The following is a 19,811-nucleotide window of genomic DNA, read 5'->3' as shown; positions in this document are numbered from 1 at the left end:
GCGGGCAGGGCACCCCGCGGTGCCGCCGCGCCCGGGCCGACCGGGCTCAGCGGCGTCGCAGCTCGGCGGGGACGGCGCCGACCAGGCGGAACTGCTCCGGGCAGGCCAGCCGCAGGACCGGCAGGTAGCCGGCCAGCACCCCGGTCCCGACGGCCGCGCACACCGGCGCCGCCCCGGCCGGGCCGTCCGGGGTGCCGAGCCCCACCCGCACCAGCCAGCCCACCGCGGCGCCGGCGGCCCCGGCGGCCGCGAGCCCGAGGGCGGGACGACCCAGCGGGGGCACGGCCCGGTGCCGCCGGTGCAGCCCGGCCAGCGTCACCGCCGCGGCGACGACGCTCGCCGACACCGTGGCCGCCGCGATCCCGGCGACCCCGTGGACGGGGGCGAGCAGCAGGTCGAGCCCGACGTTGACGACCACCCCGGCGACGGCGGACGCCACCGGCACGGTGCCGTCGCCGAGCGCGTAGCAGGTGCGGGCGGCCACCTCGCGCACCGCGAGCACCGGGATGCCGACGGCGAACACCGCCGCCGCCGACGCCGTGAGCGCGACCGCGTCGTCGTCGAACGCGCCGTAGCCGTAGACCAGCCGGACCAGGGGGGTGGCCACCAGCGCCATCCCGATGCCGATCGGCACCAGCACCACCGCCAGCACCTCGACGCCGCGGGCCACCAGCCCGCGCAGCTCGGCGCGGCGGGCCGGGGTGACGGCCGCGGCGAGGCGGGGGTAGAGCGCGGCGAGCAGGGTGGCGACCAGCAGCAGGTCGATCGTCGAGGACAGGCGCGCGGCGAAGCTCACCGCCGCCACCGACCCCGGCCCGAGCGTGGAGGCCACCGCCCGGTCGACCAGGGTGTTCACCGAGGCCAGCGCGCTGCCGACGACGAGCGCGGGCACCAGCCGCAGCATCTCGCGCAGCCCCTCGTCGTGCAGCCGCAGCGTCGGCCACGCGGGGAGCCGGGCCGCGCGCAGGGGGACCAGCTGCAGCAGCAGGCGCACCAGCGAGCCCAGCACGAAACCCCAGGCCAGCGCGGTCGCCCCGAAGACCGGGCCGGCCAGCGCGGCGGCGGCGATCATGACCGTGTTGAAGCCGACGCTCTGCAGCGCGGCCGGGCCGAAGCGGCCCAGCGCCTGCCCGGCGCCGGCGAGCAGGTTGGTCGCCGTCACCAGCACCGTCGCGACGAGCACGACGCGGGTCAGCTCCACGGCCAGCGCGGCGGTCGGGGCGTCGAAACCGGGGGCGAGCAGCGCCACGACGCCCCCGGCGCCGACCCACACCGCCCCGCCGCCGACGGCGAGCACCAGGCAGGCCAGCCCGAGCGCCGCACGGACCGAGGCCATCCCCGCGTCCGGTCGCCCGGCGTCGACGGCGCGGGCCATCACCGGGATCGCGGCCTTGGCCAGCGCCCCGGCGATGAGCCCGAGCACCAGGTTCATCAACCCCTGGGCGACGAGGAACGCGTCGACCTCCGGCCCCGCGCCGAACACCACGGCGATCGTGAGGTCGCGCACGAGGCCGAGCCCGGATCCGGCGAGGCTCAGACCCGCGGTCAGCAGCGCCGCCCGGCGCACCCCACCCACGGGGTGACAGTGTGCCCGCCCGGGGTGCGGCAACCGGGACGACATGACCCGGAAATGCGCCGGTAACACCCTGCCCAGACGATCACCGCCGTGGACAGCGGGAACACGGCGTACGTGCTGGGCTGCGCGGCTCTGGTCATGCTGATGACCCCGGGTCTCGCGTTCTTCTACGGCGGGATGGTCCGGGCGCGCAGCGTGCTCAACATGATGATGATGTGCATCGTCTGCCTCGGGGTCGTCGGGCTGGTGTGGGTGCTGGGCGGGTTCTCGCTCGCCTTCGGCGACTCCACCGCGGGCCTGATCGGCAACCTCGACCACGCGGGCCTGCGCGACGCGGGTGCGGTCGTCGGCGGCGAGACCGGGATCCCGCTGCAGGTCTTCGCGATGTTCCAGCTGATGTTCGCGGTGATCACCGCGGCGCTGCTGTCCGGTGCGGTCGCCGACCGGGCCCGCTTCTGGCCCTTCGCCCTGTTCATCGCGCTGTGGACGGTGTTCGTCTACGTCCCGCTGGCGCACTGGATCTTCGCCTTCGACGGCTACGTCGCCGAGGCGGGCGGCTGGATGGCCAACACTCTGGGCGCACTCGACTTCGCGGGCGGCACCGCCGTCGAGATCAACTCCGGGGCGTCGGCGCTCGCGCTCGCCCTCGTCCTGGGGGCCCGGCGCGGCTGGCCGCAGCAGCCGATGCGCCCGCACAACCTGCCCGCGGTGCTGCTCGGCGCGGGCCTGCTGTGGTTCGGCTGGTTCGGCTTCAACGCGGGGTCCGCGCTGGCCGCGGGCGCGGTCGCGGGCAACGCGTTCGTCACCACGATGACGGCCTCGGCCGCCGCGGTGCTGTCCTGGCTGGCGCTCGAGCACCGGCTCGACGGCCGCCCGACCAGCCTGGGTGCGGCGTCCGCGGCGATCGCCGGGCTCGTCGGCATCACCCCGGCCTGCGGCTTCGTCGACACCTACGGCGCGCTGGTCATCGGCCTGCTCGCGGGCGTCGTCTGCCAGCTGGCGATCCGGCTCAAGTACCGCCTGGGCTACGACGACTCGCTCGACGTCGTCGCCATCCACGGCGTCGGCGGGCTGGTGGGCATGCTGATGCTCGGCCTCGTCGCCACCTCCGCGGTCAACGAGGCCGGCGCCGACGGCCTGTTCTACGGTGGCGGATTCGCCCAGCTCGGCAAGCAGGCCGTGGCGGTGCTCGCCACGATGGCGTTCGCCTTCACGATGTCGTTCCTGCTCGCCTGGCTGGTGCGGGCCACCGTCGGGTTCCGTGTCGACGCCGAGGTCGAGGCCGAGGGCATCGACGAGGCCGAGCACGCCGAGACCGCCTACGACTTCACCCCGCTGACCACCACCGCCCGCAGCCTCACGGAGGGGACCTCCCGATGATCCTGGTGACCGCCATCGTCAAACCGTTCGCACTCGGCGACGTCAAGTCCGCGCTGGAGCGCCTCGGGGTGCTCGGCATGACCGTGTCGGAGGTGCAGGGGCACGGGCGCCAGAAGGGGCACACCGAGGTCTACCGCGGCGCCGAGTACAACGTCGAGTTCGTGCCGAAGGTCCGCATCGAGGTCGTCGTCGACGACGAGGCGGCGGACAAGGTCGTCGACGCGGTGGCGGCGGCGGCCCGCACCGGCAAGATCGGCGACGGCAAGGTCTGGACGACCCGGGTGGAGCAGATCGTGCGGGTGCGCACCGGCGAGCGCGGCTCGGACGCGATCTGACGGAACGAACCGGGCCCTCCGCGCGTTCCGCCCGCGTGAGCGGGGACACGGGTGTGCGGCTGGCGGTGCCGGGGCGGGCGTTGGTGCTGGTCGGCGGGATGCCGGGAGCGGGCAAGTCGACGCTGCTCGCGGGCCTGGCGCCGGACCCGCGCGTCGCCGTGCTCGACTCCGACGTCCACCGCGCCCGGCTGCGCCGGGCCCTGCCCCGCACCCGCTACGGCGCCTACCGCTGGCTGGTCCACACCGCGCACCGGTGCGCGGTGCTGCGGGCGGCGTGCTCGCGCACCGAGGTCGTGGTGGTGCACCTGCCGGCCACCGGTCCGCGCACCCGGGCCGCGGTGGCCCGCCTCGCCGCGCTCACCGGGCGCCGCGCGCACCTGGTGTGGCTGCACGTCGACCCCGAGCAGGCCCGCCTGGGCCAGCGGGTGCGCGGGCGCGTCGTCGGCGAGGGCTCCTTCGCCGGGCACGCCGCGCGGGCCGCCGCCACCACCGCCGACCTGCTCGCCGGGCACGTCCCGCCGGGCTGGCACGAGGTCACCGTGCTCGACCGCAACCGGGCCCGCGCCGGGCTGGTGCTCGACGCCCCGTAGCGCCCCGCACGTGCGCCCTGCGGGCCCCGCGCCCGCCCCAGTAGTCTCGGCCGGGTGTTCGACACCCTCTCCGAGCGCCTCTCCGGCACGCTGGCGAACCTCCGTGGCAAGGGCCGTCTCTCCGACGCCGACATCGACGCCACCGCGCGCGAGATCCGCATCGCGCTGCTGGAGGCCGACGTCGCGCTGCCGGTGGTGCGCGGGTTCGTCGCGCGCACCAAGGAGCGGGCCAAGGGCGCCGAGGTCTCCGGGGCGCTGAACCCGGCCCAGCAGGTCGTCAAGATCGTCAATGAGGAGCTCGTCGGCGTTCTGGGCGGCGAGACGCGGCGGCTGCGGTTCTCCAAGGAGCCGCCGACGGTGATCATGCTCGCCGGCCTGCAGGGCTCCGGCAAGACCACGCTGGCCGGCAAGCTCGCGCTCTGGCTGAAGGGCCAGGGGCACACCCCGCTGCTGGTGGCCTGCGACCTGCAGCGCCCGAACGCGGTCACCCAGCTGCAGATCGTCGGCGAGCGGGCCGGTGCCACCACGTTCGCGCCCGAACCCGGCAACGGGGTGGGCGACCCGGTCGACGTCGCCCGCCGCGGCATCGCCTTCGCCAGGGAGAAGCAGCACGACATCGTCGTCGTCGACACCGCGGGCCGCCTCGGCGTCGACGAGGAGCTGATGCGCCAGGCCTCCGACATCCGCGAGGCGGTACGGCCCGATGAGGTCCTGTTCGTCGTCGACGCGATGATCGGCCAGGACGCGGTCGCCACGGCCGAGGCGTTCCGCGACGGCGTCGGGTTCACCGGCGTGGTGCTCACCAAGCTCGACGGCGACGCCCGCGGCGGTGCCGCGCTGAGCGTCCGCGAGGTCACCGGCCAGCCGATCCTGTTCGCCTCCGACGGCGAGAAGCTCGAGAACTTCGACGTCTTCCACCCCGACCGGATGGCCAGCCGCATCCTCGGGATGGGCGACCTGCTGACGCTGATCGAGCAGGCCGAGGGCGCCTTCGACCAGGAGCAGTCGGAGAAGGCCGCCGCGAAGATCGCCAGCGGCGAGCTGTCGCTGGAGGACTTCCTCGAGCAGATGATGGCCATCCGCAAGATGGGGCCGATCGGCAACATCCTCGGGATGCTCCCCGGCGCCAACTCCGGGCAGATGAAGGACGCGCTGTCCCAGGTCGACGACCGGCACCTCGACAAGCTGCAGGCCATCATCCGCGGCATGACCCCGGCCGAGCGGGCCGACCCGAAGATCATCAACGGGTCGCGGCGGCTGCGCATCGCCAACGGGTCCGGCGTGACCGTCGGCGACGTCAACGACCTCGTCAACCGCTTCTTCGAGGCCCGCAAGGTGATGAAGCAGATGGCCGGGCAGTTCGGCTTCGGCGGCGGGCAGCGCAGCGCCACCAAGAAGCTGGCGAGCAAGCGGAAGAACAAGAAGGGCAAGGGCCGCCCGACGCCCTCGCGCGCCGGCGGGGGCATCCCCGACCTGTCCGGCCTGCCGCCCACGCTCCAGCAGATGCCGCCCGGCCTCGACCAGCTGCCGCCCGGCTTCGACCCGAGCAAGCTCCGCTTCCCGAAGGGGCGCTGACGGTGTACCGCCTGCGGGGCGTGCTGTTGCCGGGCGAGGACACCGTCGAGCTGTTCGTCGACGGCGACGGCATCCTGGTCGAGGAGCCGATCGCGGGCGCCGAGACGCTCGTCGACGGCGGGTGGATCGTGCCCGGTCTCGTCGACGCGCACTGCCACGTCGGCCTGGGCCCGGACGGCCCGGTCGACCTGGAGGAGGCCGACGCCCAGGCCCGCCGCGACCGCGACGCCGGGGCGCTGCTGCTGCGCGACTGCGGCTCGCCCGTCGACACCTCGGCGCTGCAGGCCCGCGACGACCTGCCCGAGATCATCCGCGCGGGCCGGCACCTGGCCCGGCCCAAGCGCTACATCCCCGGCCTGGCGATCGACGCGGACGACCCCGCCCTGCTGCCCGACCTGGTGGCCGAGCAGGCGGCGGTCGGCGACGGCTGGGTCAAGCTGGTGGGCGACTGGATCGACCGCGGCGTCGGCGACCTCGCCCCCCTGTGGCCCGACGACGTGCTGCGTGCCGCGATCGACGCCGCCCACGCCGCGGGGGCCCGGGTCACCGCGCACGTCTTCGGCACCGACGCCCTGCCCGGCCTGATCGGCGCGGGCATCGACTGCATCGAGCACGGCACCGGGCTCACCGACGACCTGATCGCGCAGATGGCGCAGCGCGGCACCGCGCTGGTGCCCACCCTGATCAACGTCGACACCTTCCCGGCGATCGCCGACTCGGCCTCGCGCTACCCGACCTACGCCGCGCACATGCGCGAGCTGCACGCCGGCGCCCACGACGTCGTGCGCCGGGCCGTCGAGGCGGGGGTGCCGGTGTTCGCCGGCACCGACGCGGGCGGCGGCATCGCCCACGGCCGCATCGCCGACGAGATCCGCGCGCTGGCCGCCGCGGGGCACACCGACGCCCTGGGGGCCGCGAGCTGGAACGCCCGCGCCTGGCTGGGCCGCCCCGCCCCGCACCCCGGCCTGCCCGCCGACCTGGTGGTCTACCGCACCGACCCGCGCTCCGACCTGGCCGCCCTCGACACCCCCGCGCTGGTCATGCTGCGGGGCCGGGTGGTCGCGGCCTGAACGCACCCGCCGCCCGGTAACGTCATGATCGTGCGATCCGGGCGAGTCAGCGGGGGTGGGCGGCCCGCCGGGTCCGCCGGGGCGGGGCGCCGCCCCTGGGCGTTGCTCGTGCTGGGGGTGGTCGCGGTCGTCGCCGCGGGCCTGCTGTGGCGCCGCTCGCGCGCGGGCTCGGTCACCGGTCGCGCCGCCGCGCCCCCCGTAGTCGCTGCGCCCCCCGTCGCCGCGGCCTCCGCCGTCGCCGCGGGTCCCCCCGTCGCCGCCGCGGCCGTCGAGCCGGTGGGGCAGGCCCCGTCCTGGTTCGACGCGCCCGTCCCCACCGACACCGCGACCCCGCCGATGGGGATCCCCATCTCGGCGCCGGAACGCTCGCCCGGGGCGGCCGGCCCGGCCGGCGAGGTCACGGACCCGGCCCTGCGCCTGCCGGCCGGGCTCGCGGCCGGCCCGTCGGAGGTCACCGATCCGGCGCTGCGCCTGCCGGCCGGGTCCGGGCGCCCGCCGGGTGAGGGTCCCGGCGAGGTCACCGACCGCATCCCGGTGGTGACGCCCGCGGGCGCGCCACCGCCCGCGGCGCGCCCCGTGTTCCCGGGGGCGGCCGTCGCGGGTGCCGCAGGCCCGGGTGCGGCGGTCCCGGACGTCGTGGCCCCGCCGGCCCCCCGCCCGCCGCACCGCTGGGGGCTGGGCGCCTACCTCGTGGCCGAGGCGGTGTTCCTCGGCGTCTCGGCGCTGATGGGGCTGGCGCTCATCGGGCAGGACCCGGTCACGGCCGGGGCGCTCGCCGCCGCGCTGGGGGTACCCACGGTCGCCGCGGCGCTGACCGGCCTGCTGGTCACGTGGGTGCGGGGCAACGGGCCGGTCGTCGACCTGCAGCTGAGCCCGACCGCCCGGGACGTCGGCCTCGGCCTCGCCTTCGGCTTCGGCGGGCTGTTCCTGACGATCCCGGCGTCGCTGGTGTACGTGTCGGTGGTGGGGGAGGACGCGTCGTCGGCGGTCGGCGACGTCTTCGGCGGGGTCACCGCGGCCCCGGCGACGGCGCTGCTCATCGTCGTGATCGTGGTGCTGGTCGCGCCGCTGTGCGAGGAGATCCTCTACCGGGGCCTGCTCTGGGGCGGGCTGACGCGCCTGGGGGCCAACCGCTGGCTCGCGTTCGCCGTCACCACCGTCATCTTCGCGCTGGCGCACTTCGAGTGGCCGCGCGCGCTGCTGCTGCTGGTCGTCGCGCTGCCGCTCGGCCTGGCCCGCGTGTACAGCGACGGCCTGCTGGCTCCGGTGATCGCGCACCAGGTCAACAACCTGCTCCCGGGCATCGGCCTCTACCTCATGCTGACGGGCGCGTTCCCCGCCCTGTAGGCGTCTGGCACAATGGCGTGTCGGCCCCGCGGCCGGCCCTCTACCTGCCGCGGCCACACACGTTCGAGCGACGCGCAGCCCGTAACCCCACGCGAGCAGCGCGGCCTCATCGCCGCAGTACCGAATCAGGGAGCAGTCAACAGCGTGGCCGTCAAGATCAAGCTGATGCGTCTGGGCAAGATCCGTCAGCCGTACTACCGCATCGTCGTCGCCGACGCCCGCAACCGCCGCAGCGGCCGGGCGATCGAGACGATCGGCAAGTACCACCCGAAGAACGACCCGAGCCTCATCGAGGTCGACTCCGAGCGCGCGCAGTACTGGCTGGGTGTGGGCGCGCAGCCCACCGAGCCGGTCGAGCACCTGCTGAAGATCACCGGCGACTGGCAGAAGTTCAAGGGCCTGCCGGGCGCCGAGGGCACCCTCAAGCCGCAGCCGGAGAAGGTCGACAAGCTCGCCCGCTTCAACGCGGCTCTGGCCGCCGCGAACGAGGAGCCGACCACCGAGGCCACCACGGCCAAGAAGAAGGCCGATCGCCGTCCGAAGGCCGACGACGCCGCCGCCGAGGCCCCCGCGGCCGACGAGGCCGCTGCCGAGGCCCCGGCCGAGGCGTGAGCGAGCTTGCGAGCTCACAGTGGAGCACAGCACCGTCGGCCGCGAGGCCGACGAGCGTGAGCGAGGAGGACTCGTGACCGTCCTGGCCGACGCGCTGGAGCACCTCGTCCGGGGGATCGTCGATCACCCCGACGAGGTGCAGGTCGACCTCGTCACCAGCCGCCGGGGCCGCACCCTCGAGGTGCGGGTCCACCCGGAGGACCTGGGCAAGGTCATCGGCCGGGGTGGCCGCACGGCCACCGCGCTGCGCACCGTCGTCGGTGGCATCGGCGGGCGCGGCGTGCGCGTCGACGTCGTCGACACCGACCGCTGAGCCCGTGCCCGCACCGGTCCGCGGGCGAGCGGGAGAACTGCTCGTCGGCGTCGTGGTGCGGGCGCACGGCCTGCACGGCGAGCTCGGTGTGGAGGTCCGCACCGACTCGCCCGACGAGCGCTTCGCCCCCGGCGCCGTCCTGCTGGGGCGCCGCGCCGGGGCGCCCGACACCACGCTGACCGTCGAGTCCGTCCGCCGGCACTCCGGGAAGCTGCTCGTCCGCTTCGTCGAGACCCCCGACCGCACCGCGGCCGAGCCGCTGCGCGGCACCCGCCTGCTCGTGCACACCTCCGCGCTCGCGCCGCCCGAGGACCCCGACGAGTTCCACGACCACCAGCTCGAGGGTCTGCGCACCGAGCTCGAGGACGGCACGGTCGTCGGCACCGTCCGCGAGGTCATGCACGGCCCGGCCGGTGACCTGCTCGTGCTCACCCGCGCCGGTGGGGGACCGGACGTCCTGGTGCCGTTCGTGCGCGCCATCGTCCCGACCGTCGACCTCGAGGGCGGCCGCATGGTCCTCACCCCTCCCGACGGCCTGCTCGACGCCGACTGATCCCCCGCACACGGGCCGTCGTGCCCGGAGATGTGTGCGAACCGCTGTCGTTGTCAACGTGGATTGACACTGCCCGCCGTGTCAACGTAGGTTGACGGCATGAGTGATGCCACGAAGGTCGCCGCGGCGGCGTCCAGCCGGGACCCGGCCGTCGGCCTGGCGGCGGTGGCCTCCCTGCGGGGGCTGCTGGAGTCGCTGGAGGAGCTGCAGGTCACCAACGCGCGGGACCAGGGCTGGTCCTGGCAGCAGATCGCCGACGTGCTGCGGGTGAGCCGTCAGGCCGTCCACAAGAAGTACCGCCGGTTCGGGTTCTGAGAGGGGACGACGATGTTCGAACGGTTCACCGACAAGGCCAGGCGGGTCGTCGTGCTGGCCCAGGAGGAGGCCCGCGACCGGCGGGCCGACGCCATCCGGGCGGAGCACCTGCTCGCCGCGCTGTACCGGGTGCCGGACAACCTGGCGCTGACGGTGCTGGAGGCGCACTCCGTCGACGCCGAGGGGGTGCGCGCCGACCTCGACGGGCTGCGCGACGGGCTCGGCCCGGCCGACGCGCAGGCGCTGGCCACGCTGGGGATCGACCTCGACGAGGTCCGCCGGCAGGTCGAGGACACCTTCGGGGAGGGCGCGCTGGACCGCGCGCGGGGCCGGGCGCGGCGCTGGTCCGCCGGGCACATCCCCTTCGACCGCGGGGCGAAGAAGGTGCTGGAGCTGGCCCTGCGCGAGGCCCTGCGCATGGGGCACGGCTACATCGGCTGCGAGCACGTCCTGCTCGGGCTGCTGAACTCCGGCGGCCCGGCGCAGACGATCCTGGTCGCCCGCGGCGCCCGCCTGGACAGCGCGCGCGTGATCGTCGAGGAGTTGGTGCGGTGGCGGCGCGCGGGCTGACGGCGCACATCCCGCTGTCGCCGTGCACACGTCGTGACCTGTGCAGCGCGGCAGTGCCGTGTGCACGGCGCGTACGGTGCGGCGCGTGCGGATCGACGTCGTCACCATCTTCCCCGGGTACCTGGCGCCGCTGCGGGAGGCGCTGCTCGGGCGGGCGATCGAGGCCGGTCTCGTCGAGCTCGGGGTGCACGACCTGCGCGACTGGACCCACGACGTCCACCAGGCCGTCGACGACTCGCCCTACGGCGGCGGGCCGGGGATGGTGATGCGTCCCCAGGTGTGGGGTGAGGCGCTGGACGCGGTGCTCGCGGCCGGTCCGGCCCGGCTGGTCGTGCCCACCCCGGCCGGGCGGCCGTTCACCCAGGCCACCGCGCAGGCGTGGGCGGGGGAGGAGCGGCTGGTGTTCGCCTGTGGCCGGTACGAGGGGATCGACCAGCGGGTCGTCGACTCCTACGCGGCGCGCATGCCCGTCGACGAGGTGAGCATCGGCGACTACGTGCTCGTCGGTGGCGAGGTGGCCGTCATGGTGATGGTCGAGGCGGTGGTGCGGCTGCTGCCGGGCGTCCTGGGCAACCCGGTCTCGGCGCAGGAGGACTCCTTCTCCGACGGTCTGCTGGAGGGTCCGGCGTACACGCGGCCGGTGTCCTGGCGGGGGCTCGACGTCCCCGAGGTCCTGCGCAGCGGCAACCACGCCGCCATCGCCCGCTGGCGGCGCGACCGCGCCCTCGAGCGCACCGCGGCCCGCCGGCCCGATCTGCTCGACGCCCTGCCCGAGGACGCCCTGGACCGCGCCGACCGGGCCTTCCTCGCCGATCTGGACGGGTGAATTCGGTCCGGCCGGACGCGTCTGGCACTATGGAGGACGAGCTGCCGCGCCCGCTGGCGCCTGCCCGCGCCCCGCCGGACGTCGAACGCACAGGCGATGCGCGCACCCGCACGAGAGCTATCTGAACCGAGGACGGACCTTCGCGATGAACACCCTGGACGCACTGGACGCACAGCTGCTGCGGTCCGACATCCCCGCCTTCCGGCCGGGCGACACGCTCAAGGTGCACGTGAAGGTCATCGAGGGCACCCGCTCCCGCGTCCAGGTGTTCCAGGGCGTCGTCATCCGCCGCCACGGCTCGGGCGCCCGCGAGACCTTCACGGTCCGCAAGGTCTCCTTCGGGGTCGGCGTGGAGCGCACCTTCCCGGTGCACTCCCCGAACCTCGAGAAGATCGAGATCTTCACTCGCGGCGACGTCCGCCGCGCGAAGCTGTACTACCTCCGTGACCTGCGCGGCAAGGCCGCGAAGATCAAGGAGAAGCGCGAGACCACGTCCGCGTCCTGACCGACCCGGACCTGTTGCCGTAGCCTCGTGGCCGTGGCCCTCCCCGAGCTTCCCGACGACCGGCGGGCCCGACCGCAGCGTTTTCCGCCGGCCGGTGCACCCGGGGTCCGACACGCGGTGCGCACCCCGCCCGGGGGGCAGCCGGCCACGTCCCCGCTCGACGGCCCGTCCGCGGGCTGGTCCGGCGACGCCCTCGGACCGGCCGGTCGGCGCGAGCCCGTCGCGCCGCCGTCGGAGGCGGGTCGACCGAACGGGAACGGGCGCTCGCACCGCAACGGCGTGCTCCCCGCCGGGGGCCCGGTGCGCGAGAACGGCCGCGCCCACGGCGCGCTGCGTGACGTCGCCGGCCCGGCGGACGGTCGCCAGGCCAACGGCACCACCGCCCCCCGTCGGCCCGGTCCGCCCGCGAACGGTGCACCCCGGGCCGACGGCGTCCCGCCGGCCCGCCGACCGAGCCGCTACGGGGCCGTCCCGCCGCCGGTGCGCGGCGCCCGCCCGTCCGCGCCCGTGCGCCCCGACCCGGCGGACGACGAGCCCACCGAGGTCCACGACGACCTGTCGGCGTCCCTCGCCCCGGCGGCCACCCCGTCGCCGGAGCCCGCGAGCGACACGGAGAGCCCGGCGGAGGCGCCGCCCGCGCCCGCCGCCACCGTGTCCCCGGGGCGGCACCGACGCCGCGCCGGGGTGTCGGCCACCTCCCGTCCGGCCTCGGAGTACCAGGCCCAGGCCGCGGCCGCGCGCGGTGGGAAGAAGGTCCGTCCCGGCCGCAGACGCCGCGAGAACTTCTGGCGCGAGCTGCCGCTGCTGATCGTCGTCGCGCTCGTGCTCACCTTCCTCATCCAGACGTTCATGGCGAAGGTCTACGTGATCCCGTCCGGGTCGATGGAGACCACGTTGCACGGCTGCACCGGCTGCAACAACGACCGCGTGCTCGTCGACAAGGTCACCTACCGGTTCAGCGACCCGGCCCCCGGCGACGTCGTCGTGTTCCGCGGCCCCGACGGCTGGATCAACGACGAGTTCTCGGTGCCCCCGTCGGACAACGCGCTGCTCAACGGCCTGCAGCAGTTCGGCTCGCTGATCGGGCTCGCGCCCCCCGACGAGAAGGACTTCGTCAAGCGGGTCATCGCCGTCGGCGGCCAGACCGTGCAGTGCTGCGACAGCCGCGACCGCCTGCTCGTCGACGGCGATCCGCTCGACGAGCCCTACGTCTACTACCTGCCCGAGGCCGGGCCCGCGCGCGAGCAGCGGTTCGACGCGGTGACGGTGCCCGAGGGGCACCTGTGGATGATGGGCGACAGCCGCAACAACTCGTCGGACTCCCGGGCCGCGGGCCACGGCGCGGTGCCGGTCGAGAACGTCATCGGCCAGGCCCGGCTGATCGTGCTGCCCTTCGGCCGCTTCGGCTGGATCGAGTCGATCGACCCGCAGACCACCACGGCGGTGGGCATGGGCGGCTCCGACGGCGCGGGCGCGCCGCTGGCCATGGGACTGCTCGGTACGCTGCCCCTGGCCGTGTGGCGCCGCCGCCGGGCGGAGCGCGGCGACCCCTTCCTGCCCTGATCCCCGCACCGGAGAGTCCGTGCCCGCTCGTCGCCGCGCCCCGCGCGTCCTGCTGCCCGCCGGGCTGCGGCCCGACCGCGCCGTCGTCCGCCGCTCCGCGGGCAGCTGGACACTGCAGTCGACGCTGCACCGCCACGGGCTGGGCCCGGTCGCCGGGGTCGACGAGGCCGGTCGCGGGGCCTGCGCGGGCCCGCTCGTCGTCGCCGCGTGCGTCCTGCGGCCCGGCGACGCCCGCGCGCTCGACGGGCTGACCGACTCCAAGCTGCTCACCGCGGCCGCCCGCGAGGAGTACTACGCGCTCATCCGGCGCCGCGCGCTGGACCACGCGGTCGTCGTCATCCCGCCGGGGGAGGTCGACCGCCGGGGGGTGCACGTCGCCAACATCGAGGGCATGCGGCGGGCCGTCGCCGGGCTCGCGCAGCCGCCCGGCTACGTCCTGACCGACGGGTTCGCGGTGCGCGGCTTCGGCCGCCCCGCGCTGGCCGTGCCGAAGGGCGACCAGGTGGCGGCGTGCGTGGCGGCGGCGTCGGTGCTCGCGAAGGTCACCCGGGACCGGATCATGGTGGGGCTCGACGCGGAGCACCCGCAGTACCGGTTCGCCGAGCACAAGGGCTACTGCACGCCGGTGCACGACGCCGCGCTGGCCGAGCACGGGCCGAGCGCGGTGCACCGCCGGTCCTTCGTCAACGTGCGGGCCGCCGCGCGCGGCGCCCGCGCAGCGCCTATCCCTGCCGGGGGCCGCGTCGCCGTGCTGGTCCACAATGACGGGGTGAGCGAGGAGAGCGAGCTGTGAGCGCCGAGGATCTCGAGAAGTACGAGACCGAGATGGAGCTCACGCTCTACAAGGAGTACCGGGACATCGTGTCCCAGTTCTCCTACGTCGTGGAGACCGAGCGCCGCTTCTACCTGGCCAACTCCGTCGACGTCGCCGCCCGCAACGCCGACGGCGAGGTCTACTTCGAGGTCCGCATGTCCGACGCCTGGGTGTGGGACATGTACCGCCCGGCCCGTTTCGTCAAGAACGTGCGGGTGCTGACGTTCAAGGACGTCAACGTGGAGGAGCTGGACAAGCCCGACCTGCGGCTCCCGGAGAGCGACCAGTTCGGCTCCTGAACCGGGGTTGTCCACATCGACCCCGCTCCGTCCACAGATCTCCGAAAGTCCCGCCGGCGGCCCCGTGCGGCCCCATCGTGGACCCATGGCAGCGAAGGACGAGCTCGGACGTCACGGCGAGGACGTGGCGGTGCGGTACCTGGAGTCCCGGGGGCTGGTGGTCCTGGACCGGAACTGGCGATGTCGCGAGGGTGAGCTCGACGTCGTCGCCACCGACGCCGACGGCGCGCGGCTGGTGGTCTGCGAGGTCAAGACCCGGTCCGGCACCCGGTACGGCGAGCCCGCCGAGGCGGTGACCGGCCCGAAGGCCCGGCGGATCCGCCGCGTCGCCCAGCGCTGGCTGGCCCAGCGCGGGCTGCCGTGGGTCGAGGTGCGCTTCGACGTCTCATACGTAGGTCAACAGCGCACCAGCGCTCCGGATGACCTCACGGTTGGGTAATACTCGGTATGAAAACCACCAGAAAGCGTGCCGCGATCTACGCCCGGATCTCGGCAGACCCGACTGGATCGGAACTCGGCGTCACTGATCAGGTTTCCGACTGCCAGAAGCTGGCCGTGCGCGAGGACGTCGGATGGGTCGTGGTCGGCGAGCCGTTTGTCGAGAACGACGTGTCCGCCTACAAGAAGCGTAAGGTGGTCGTTGACGGCGAGGTGCGGTACCGGGTCGTGCGGCCCGTGTTCGCCGATCTGCTCGCCGGTGCTCGTGCGGGTGCGTTCGATGCCATCCTCGTTCATGACTTGGATCGAATGGTCCGTGATCCTCGGGATCTGGAGGATCTGGTCGAGCTGGTCGAGCACCACGGAATCGAGACCCGCTCCGTGACCGGCTCGCTGAATCTGCGCTCCGACGGCGACGTCACGATGGCCCGGGTGCTCGTGGCGATGGCGAATAAGTCCAGCCGGGACACGGCTCGGCGCGTGAAGCGGGCGCACCGCCGCAACGCCGAGGCCGGGGGAGCGAACGGGGGCCGGGCGATGTTCGGCTTCCGCCGGATGGAGACCGGTGCGCTCAAGAAGAACGGCACCCCGGAGCTGCGCATCGAGGTCGAGCCCCGGGAGGCCGACGCGATCCGCGATGCCGTTGAGCGGGTGCTCGCCGGAGCATCGCTGTACGAGATCTGCCGCTCGTGGGACGAGGCAGGGTTCACCCGGCCCTACGGCGGTACGTGGCGCCGGGCCCCGAGCCGGTTGAAGTCGTTGCTCGTGTCGGCCCGGGTCGCGGGGATTCCGATCTGCGACGGCGAGGAGCTGCGCGGCGTGGAGGCGCAGTGGCCCGCGATCATCAGCGTGGAGAAGCTCGACCAGGTGCGCGCCGTGCTCAACGACCCCGCCCGGCGGACGAACGGGCACCGCCCGGTGCGGAACTCCCCGTTGTCCGGGTTGATCCGGTGCGAGTGCGGCTCGGTGATGCGCTCGACCACCCAGCCCGGACCTCGTGGGCTGGACCCGCAGCGCAAGGTGGGCCGGGTCGACGCCTTCCGCTGCGCGTCCTCCTCCACCGCAGGCGGGTGCTTCTCGACCATCCGGGCGGAGCCCGTGGAGGAGGCGGTTCTGGAGGCTGTGGTCCGGGCGGCCCTGGAGTGCGACCTGGAGGCGCTGTCTCCCGACCCCGAGGACGGGGCCCGGATCGTCGCGATCGACGCGGAGCTGGCCCGGGTGGAGGCTGCCCGCGCAGACCTGGCCCTCCTGGTGGCTCAGCGGTCCCTGACGGCCTCGTCGGCGGGCCCCGCGCTGTCCGGGCTGGCCGAGCAGGAAGCGGCGCTCAGGGCCGAACGGGGCCGCATCTCCCAGCGGGTCCTCCCGGCGCAGCTTCTATCCTCGGTAGCGACCGACCTGGTCGAGGTCTCCGACGAGGAGGCCGACGCCCGGGCGGCGGGAGTGGCCGAGCGGTTCGTCGGTCTGGACCTCGGCGTGCGCCGGGCGCTGATCCGGATGTTCGTCGAGGTCACCATCGAGAAGGGTCTGCGCCGGGACCCGGGGGAGCGGGTGGTCGTCCGCAGGGCGTCTTCCGGGGAGCGGGTGAGGGTGGAGTGGCCCGCCGAGACGGCGATGTCATTCACGAATCTGTCAGTTTCGTGATTCTGCCCGGACTTCGCTTGTTGCTTGAGGCTTCAACGTGGTTAAGTTGCAGGTGAGGAGCGCGAAGCGCTCACAATCCCGAAGGAACTAGTTGTGAGTACGAAGCGCCCCATGACCGACGAGGCCCGGGTTGTGCGGGCCCGGCTCGGCGCAGCCAGTCGCAAGTACGGACCGGATCACGAGATCACCCGGGTGTTGCGCGAGAAGTGGAACGCCGAGCGGTGGCTGTCGGCCATGACCGAGGCGCTCGGCGCGCAGCGCCCACCCCTCGATGACGAGCAGCAGACCCGGCTCGACGAGATCGTGAGGATGGCCGGGCTGTGTCGTTGACCCGACCTAACGACCCGCGCTCCGGAAAGCCGTTCCCGGGTTGCCCGGCCGCAAAGCGGCCCGGGTTTCGGGTGGAGTCGGTTTCGTCTCGGTTTCGTAACGATGAATCCGTTCAGCGCGGTTCCGGGCTTTCTTGATCTTCAAAAATCGTGTATGGTCGGGGATGGAAACAGAGCTGTTCTTCTCTAGGTAGAGAACCAGTTAGAGCGGAAGACCGCGCGAGCGGGTAGGACCGTCCGGACCTCGGCTCCCACACGAAAGGTGCAGAGCACATGGATGCCGCCCGGACCGCCGACGAGTTCTTCACGAAGCTCACCGAGATCCTCGTGGAAGAGATCTACCTCCACTTCGAGGATCTGCGCGACGTCGAGCTGCTTCCCTCCGGGTACCTCGACCGAGTTCTGGCGCAGATCCTCTCCGCTTAGCAGGGTCCGCTCACTCGACGCTAAGCCGCACCGCCCCCGTCCGGGTCCTCCCCGATCCCTCCGGACGGGGGCGCTTCGCGTTCCGGGCACCGGCTGCTCGAATCCAGAAGCAGCGAGTTTCTTCGTCGCCTTGAAAGGCGGAACGGTTTCGGGTAAACCGGAGGTGCGTCAGGAGACGTGGATCGCGAAGTCCCCCCGGGTGCAGTTCGGAGTAGCTACCGAACCCGGGGGGAGGGTCCACCTTCCTGTGCACCCAGCGGTCGATCCTTTCCTCCTGATAGAACTGGTGTGAGTTGTGTCTGAAGATGGTTTGCTGACCCATGTCGGGTTGCCGTCCACGCCCGCCTCGGTGAACTGCAAGAACCCCAGCTGTCGGGGCCGTACCCGGTTCGGGGGCCGTCGGCTCCGGGTCGACACCGGCCTGACCACGTCGGGCATGCCGGGGGCGTGGGCGCGCTGCAACGTCGACCGGGGCGGGTGCGGCCGGGTGACGTGCGGAGCGGGGCTGCACCTGATCGCCAGCGTGCGGGACATGGCGTGGCAGTCCGGGTTGACCGACGGCGACGGGTACTCCGTGCCGGTCTGCCAGGAGGGCTTCTGCGGCAACCTCTACACCGAGATGGAGCGCGCGATCGTGGCGTTCCGGTTCCCGCGCGGCATCGACGCCCGCCTGGAGCTGGAGAAGTTCGAGGCCCGGGCGAAGTTCGGGCCTGAGGACCAGTGGATGACGATCACGGCGGTCACCATGCTCCGGGTGTTCGAGTACCACTCGGTGGTCAAGGAGCGGTTGCGCCGGGAGCGGCTGGCCGCGCTGCTCGCCGAGGAGGAGGCCGCTCGTGCGGCGGCCCGGGCGGCGGCTCCGTCCCCGGAGGAGCAGAAGGCGGCGCGCCGCGCAGCGTTCGCCGAGCAGGAGCGCATGTTCCGCGAGATGCTCCCGGACCTGTTCTCGGTGGAGGGCGTCGACCCCGAGCTGGCGGCGGCGTTCGCCAGGGACCTGGAGTAGTTCCGCCGGGGAAGCGCCGGGCCTCGCTCACGGCTGTGCCGGGGCCCGCGCGCGACCTCCGCGCTTTCGCCTGGTGCGCTGGCGCGTGACATCCCGGGCTCGCGGCGGTGCGGGCAGCTGCCGTTGCTCCAGCTCGTCCTCATCCTTCGGCACCGGCGCGTCCGGGGGCCCGTCCGGCTCGTCCTCATCCGGGTCGTCGGGCTCGTCCGACGCCTTGCCCTTGAGCGCGAGGGCAACCTTGACCGCGTGGTCGACGCCGCCGCGATCGTAGGCGTGGCGGACCAGGCGCAGGTGCAGCCACCGGTAGAGCACCGCGCACAGTGCAGCGGCGAACGGCGAGGCGGTGGCGATGGCGGCGAGGTCCACGGAGCGCTCCAGCCGGGCCTGCTGTCCCGCGCCCGGGAGCAGAGCCCGTCGGAGTGGTTCCGGAGTGCCCTACAGGCCGCTCACTCTCTGGCTCACCGTCCGAACCCGCCGCGCACCGATGCAGAGATGTATGCGGCACTGCATGCCATAGGTGCTGAGGTACCCGGAGTCGTGCTGCAGGAGTGGGCACGGATCGGCAACAAGGTTCGCATCATTTCGTCGAAGCCGGTGCGCGACCAGTGGGAGTCCATGAACCTGATCTTCCAGTTCTTCCTGCTGACTAGTGAGCTGCAAGACTGGAAGCTGCAGGATGGCACCGTCGATCGCATTGAGCAGGCACTTGATGCTCTCGCGAAAGCGATGCGTGTAGAACTCGACGTGGATCCGCCGACCTGATCCCCATTCGTTACGCTCCCGCCCCCATTTCCGGCCTAAAATGGTGGCGAGAGCTCGGGGCGCAGCACCGGTCCGGGTTCTGCGGTGACCTCGTTTGTGGTGATCGCTCCGATGTGCTGATCGGAGCGATCAGCAGAGATTAGGTCTCACATGTTTGTAGATTTCACTTTTCGAGACTGGGCGCTGGCGACGCTGTTCGTGCTCGCCATGGCCGTATTCGTGTGGAGCAACCTCGCCGTGTTCGGCATGCTGGCAGCCGGGGCAGCAGCGATGTGTTCGGTCATCCTGGGCGTTACCGCACTTCGGTATCGCGCTGGTGGGCTCCGGTGACCCGCACCAACATGCGTCGCTTGCCGGGGCAGGTGTGTGTGACCGGGTGCGGCCGTAAGGTGCACGCACGAGGATATTGCCATTCTTGCTACAAGCAGCATGCGCCGCGTAAGCCGTGCAAGTCGCCGGGTTGCTCGGGTCGCCATCATGCGCAGGGTCTGTGTGCGCGCTGCTACGAGGCTGCTCGTGCACGCGCCGATATTGGCGTGGTGCGGCCAGTGGGGCGGTCCGCCGCTGATCGCTTCGCTGAGCGCGTGACCCCTGGCTATGAGTCATGTCAGCTGTGGACAGGCCCGCTTGACATCAATGGATGCGCGTCGTTCACGCCTTCTGGCGGCCGGGCGTGGCGCGCGCATCGCTGGGCTTATGCGGTACGTCATGGTGCCGAGCCCCGTGACAGTGACGGTCGCGCGATCCCGCTTGATCATCACTGTCGGGTAAGACACTGCACTAATCCGGATCACCTAGAGCCCGTCTCGCATCGCACTAATTCTCATCGTGGCCGGGTGGCGGCAGGTGCGCGTCCCATTACTGAGAATGACACCAAATGGTTCTTCACTGCCTTGGCAGCGTGGTGTGCAGGGGCGGACAACTTCCCGACATCCGTTGTGACCGTCGAGGACTGACTGGTGAGCCGGT

Annotated in this window: 24 protein-coding genes; 22 read left to right on the top strand and 2 right to left on the bottom strand. The window is 73.1% G+C overall.

Translation table 11 applies throughout. The features are described from left to right. Positions 1 to 46: 46 nt before the first annotated feature. Positions 47 to 1,576, bottom strand: a complete 1,530-nt coding sequence (murJ, locus tag PHY01_RS16345; protein ID WP_170183842.1) for a murein biosynthesis integral membrane protein MurJ — start codon at positions 1,574 to 1,576, stop codon at positions 47 to 49. A 90-nt stretch (positions 1,577 to 1,666) separates the two neighbouring features. Between murJ and PHY01_RS16340 the strand changes: the two genes are divergently transcribed. The 21 genes from PHY01_RS16340 (at position 1,667) to PHY01_RS16245 (ending at position 18,080) form a co-directional block, all read left to right on the top strand. Beyond that, positions 1,667 to 2,956 (top strand): ammonium transporter, encoded by a 1,290-nt coding sequence (locus tag PHY01_RS16340; protein WP_218030189.1) that lies wholly within the window; start codon positions 1,667 to 1,669, stop codon positions 2,954 to 2,956. Beyond that, positions 2,953 to 3,291, top strand: a complete 339-nt coding sequence (locus tag PHY01_RS16335) for a P-II family nitrogen regulator (protein WP_141279623.1) — start codon at positions 2,953 to 2,955, stop codon at positions 3,289 to 3,291. The genes PHY01_RS16340 and PHY01_RS16335 overlap by 4 nt, the downstream gene beginning before the upstream one ends. Before the next feature lie 35 nt (positions 3,292 to 3,326). Further along, positions 3,327 to 3,881, top strand: coding sequence for an AAA family ATPase (locus PHY01_RS16330; RefSeq protein ID WP_246085945.1), 555 nt, complete (start codon positions 3,327 to 3,329; stop codon positions 3,879 to 3,881). 54 nt (positions 3,882 to 3,935) lie between these two features. Next, positions 3,936 to 5,456 (top strand): signal recognition particle protein, encoded by a 1,521-nt coding sequence (ffh, locus tag PHY01_RS16325; protein WP_141279621.1) that lies wholly within the window; start codon positions 3,936 to 3,938, stop codon positions 5,454 to 5,456. 2 nt (positions 5,457 to 5,458) lie between these two features. Beyond that, positions 5,459 to 6,526, top strand: a complete 1,068-nt coding sequence (locus PHY01_RS16320) for an amidohydrolase family protein (protein WP_440590671.1) — start codon at positions 5,459 to 5,461, stop codon at positions 6,524 to 6,526. Between the two features lie 30 nt (positions 6,527 to 6,556). Beyond that, positions 6,557 to 7,873: a CPBP family intramembrane glutamic endopeptidase gene (locus PHY01_RS27140; protein ID WP_218030188.1), complete on the top strand. Its 1,317-nt coding sequence runs from the start codon at positions 6,557 to 6,559 to the stop codon at positions 7,871 to 7,873. Positions 7,874 to 8,017: 144 nt separating this feature from the next. After that, positions 8,018 to 8,485: a 30S ribosomal protein S16 gene (gene rpsP, locus PHY01_RS16310; RefSeq protein WP_141279617.1), complete on the top strand. Its 468-nt coding sequence runs from the start codon at positions 8,018 to 8,020 to the stop codon at positions 8,483 to 8,485. Between the two features lie 73 nt (positions 8,486 to 8,558). After that, positions 8,559 to 8,798, top strand: coding sequence for an RNA-binding protein (locus PHY01_RS16305; protein WP_141279615.1), 240 nt, complete (start codon positions 8,559 to 8,561; stop codon positions 8,796 to 8,798). Positions 8,799 to 8,802: 4 nt separating this feature from the next. Continuing rightward, positions 8,803 to 9,351 carry a ribosome maturation factor RimM gene (gene rimM, locus PHY01_RS16300; protein ID WP_141279614.1) on the top strand — a complete coding sequence of 183 codons (549 nt, stop codon included), beginning with the start codon at positions 8,803 to 8,805 and terminating at the stop codon, positions 9,349 to 9,351. Positions 9,352 to 9,450: 99 nt separating this feature from the next. After that, on the top strand, positions 9,451 to 9,666 hold the full coding sequence (locus PHY01_RS16295) for a helix-turn-helix domain-containing protein (RefSeq protein WP_141279612.1): 216 nt from the start codon (positions 9,451 to 9,453) through the stop codon (positions 9,664 to 9,666). 12 nt (positions 9,667 to 9,678) lie between these two features. Then, positions 9,679 to 10,236 (top strand): Clp protease N-terminal domain-containing protein, encoded by a 558-nt coding sequence (locus tag PHY01_RS16290; RefSeq protein ID WP_141279610.1) that lies wholly within the window; start codon positions 9,679 to 9,681, stop codon positions 10,234 to 10,236. Between the two features lie 85 nt (positions 10,237 to 10,321). Continuing rightward, a complete protein-coding gene (gene trmD, locus PHY01_RS16285) occupies positions 10,322 to 11,062 on the top strand; it encodes a tRNA (guanosine(37)-N1)-methyltransferase TrmD (protein ID WP_141279608.1) in 741 nt (246 codons plus the stop codon). Positions 11,063 to 11,207: 145 nt separating this feature from the next. Continuing rightward, a complete protein-coding gene (gene rplS / locus PHY01_RS16280; protein ID WP_141279606.1) occupies positions 11,208 to 11,567 on the top strand; it encodes a 50S ribosomal protein L19 in 360 nt (119 codons plus the stop codon). Between the two features lie 279 nt (positions 11,568 to 11,846). Then, positions 11,847 to 13,130, top strand: coding sequence for a signal peptidase I (lepB, locus tag PHY01_RS16275; RefSeq protein WP_373865361.1), 1,284 nt, complete (start codon positions 11,847 to 11,849; stop codon positions 13,128 to 13,130). 19 nt (positions 13,131 to 13,149) lie between these two features. After that, positions 13,150 to 13,923 (top strand): ribonuclease HII, encoded by a 774-nt coding sequence (locus PHY01_RS16270; RefSeq protein WP_246085944.1) that lies wholly within the window; start codon positions 13,150 to 13,152, stop codon positions 13,921 to 13,923. After that, the gene (locus PHY01_RS16265; RefSeq protein ID WP_141279604.1) at positions 13,920 to 14,243 is read left to right on the top strand and encodes a DUF2469 domain-containing protein; all 324 of its coding nucleotides are present in this window, start codon (positions 13,920 to 13,922) and stop codon (positions 14,241 to 14,243) included. The genes PHY01_RS16270 and PHY01_RS16265 overlap by 4 nt, the downstream gene beginning before the upstream one ends. 85 nt (positions 14,244 to 14,328) lie before the next feature. Further along, on the top strand, positions 14,329 to 14,682 hold the full coding sequence (locus tag PHY01_RS16260) for a YraN family protein (protein WP_141279602.1): 354 nt from the start codon (positions 14,329 to 14,331) through the stop codon (positions 14,680 to 14,682). A gap of 8 nt (positions 14,683 to 14,690) precedes the next feature. Next, the gene (locus PHY01_RS16255) at positions 14,691 to 16,322 is read left to right on the top strand and encodes a recombinase family protein (protein ID WP_141279600.1); all 1,632 of its coding nucleotides are present in this window, start codon (positions 14,691 to 14,693) and stop codon (positions 16,320 to 16,322) included. Positions 16,323 to 16,433: 111 nt separating this feature from the next. Then, on the top strand, positions 16,434 to 16,652 hold the full coding sequence (locus PHY01_RS16250; protein ID WP_141279598.1) for a hypothetical protein: 219 nt from the start codon (positions 16,434 to 16,436) through the stop codon (positions 16,650 to 16,652). 272 nt (positions 16,653 to 16,924) lie between these two features. Next, entirely contained in the window at positions 16,925 to 17,077 is a 153-nt protein-coding gene (locus tag PHY01_RS26550; protein WP_170183841.1) for a hypothetical protein, read from the top strand. Positions 17,078 to 17,564: 487 nt separating this feature from the next. Further along, complete coding sequence (locus PHY01_RS16245; RefSeq protein ID WP_141279596.1) at positions 17,565 to 18,080, top strand: hypothetical protein; 516 nt, start codon at positions 17,565 to 17,567, stop codon at positions 18,078 to 18,080. Positions 18,081 to 18,107: 27 nt separating this feature from the next. Here PHY01_RS16245 and PHY01_RS16240 read toward each other — a convergent pair whose 3' ends face one another. After that, positions 18,108 to 18,446: a hypothetical protein gene (locus tag PHY01_RS16240; RefSeq protein WP_141279594.1), complete on the bottom strand. Its 339-nt coding sequence runs from the start codon at positions 18,444 to 18,446 to the stop codon at positions 18,108 to 18,110. A gap of 171 nt (positions 18,447 to 18,617) precedes the next feature. Between PHY01_RS16240 and PHY01_RS16235 the strand changes: the two genes are divergently transcribed. Further along, a complete protein-coding gene (locus PHY01_RS16235) occupies positions 18,618 to 18,842 on the top strand; it encodes a hypothetical protein (RefSeq protein ID WP_170183840.1) in 225 nt (74 codons plus the stop codon). The last annotated feature ends 969 nt before the right edge of the window (positions 18,843 to 19,811 follow it).

The organism is Pseudonocardia hydrocarbonoxydans (assembly GCF_006539565.1).
GTDB lineage: Bacteria > Actinomycetota > Actinomycetes > Mycobacteriales > Pseudonocardiaceae > Pseudonocardia > Pseudonocardia hydrocarbonoxydans.
The sequence above is the reverse complement of the archived record's forward strand: the minus strand, read 5'-3'. Positions and strand labels throughout refer to the sequence as shown.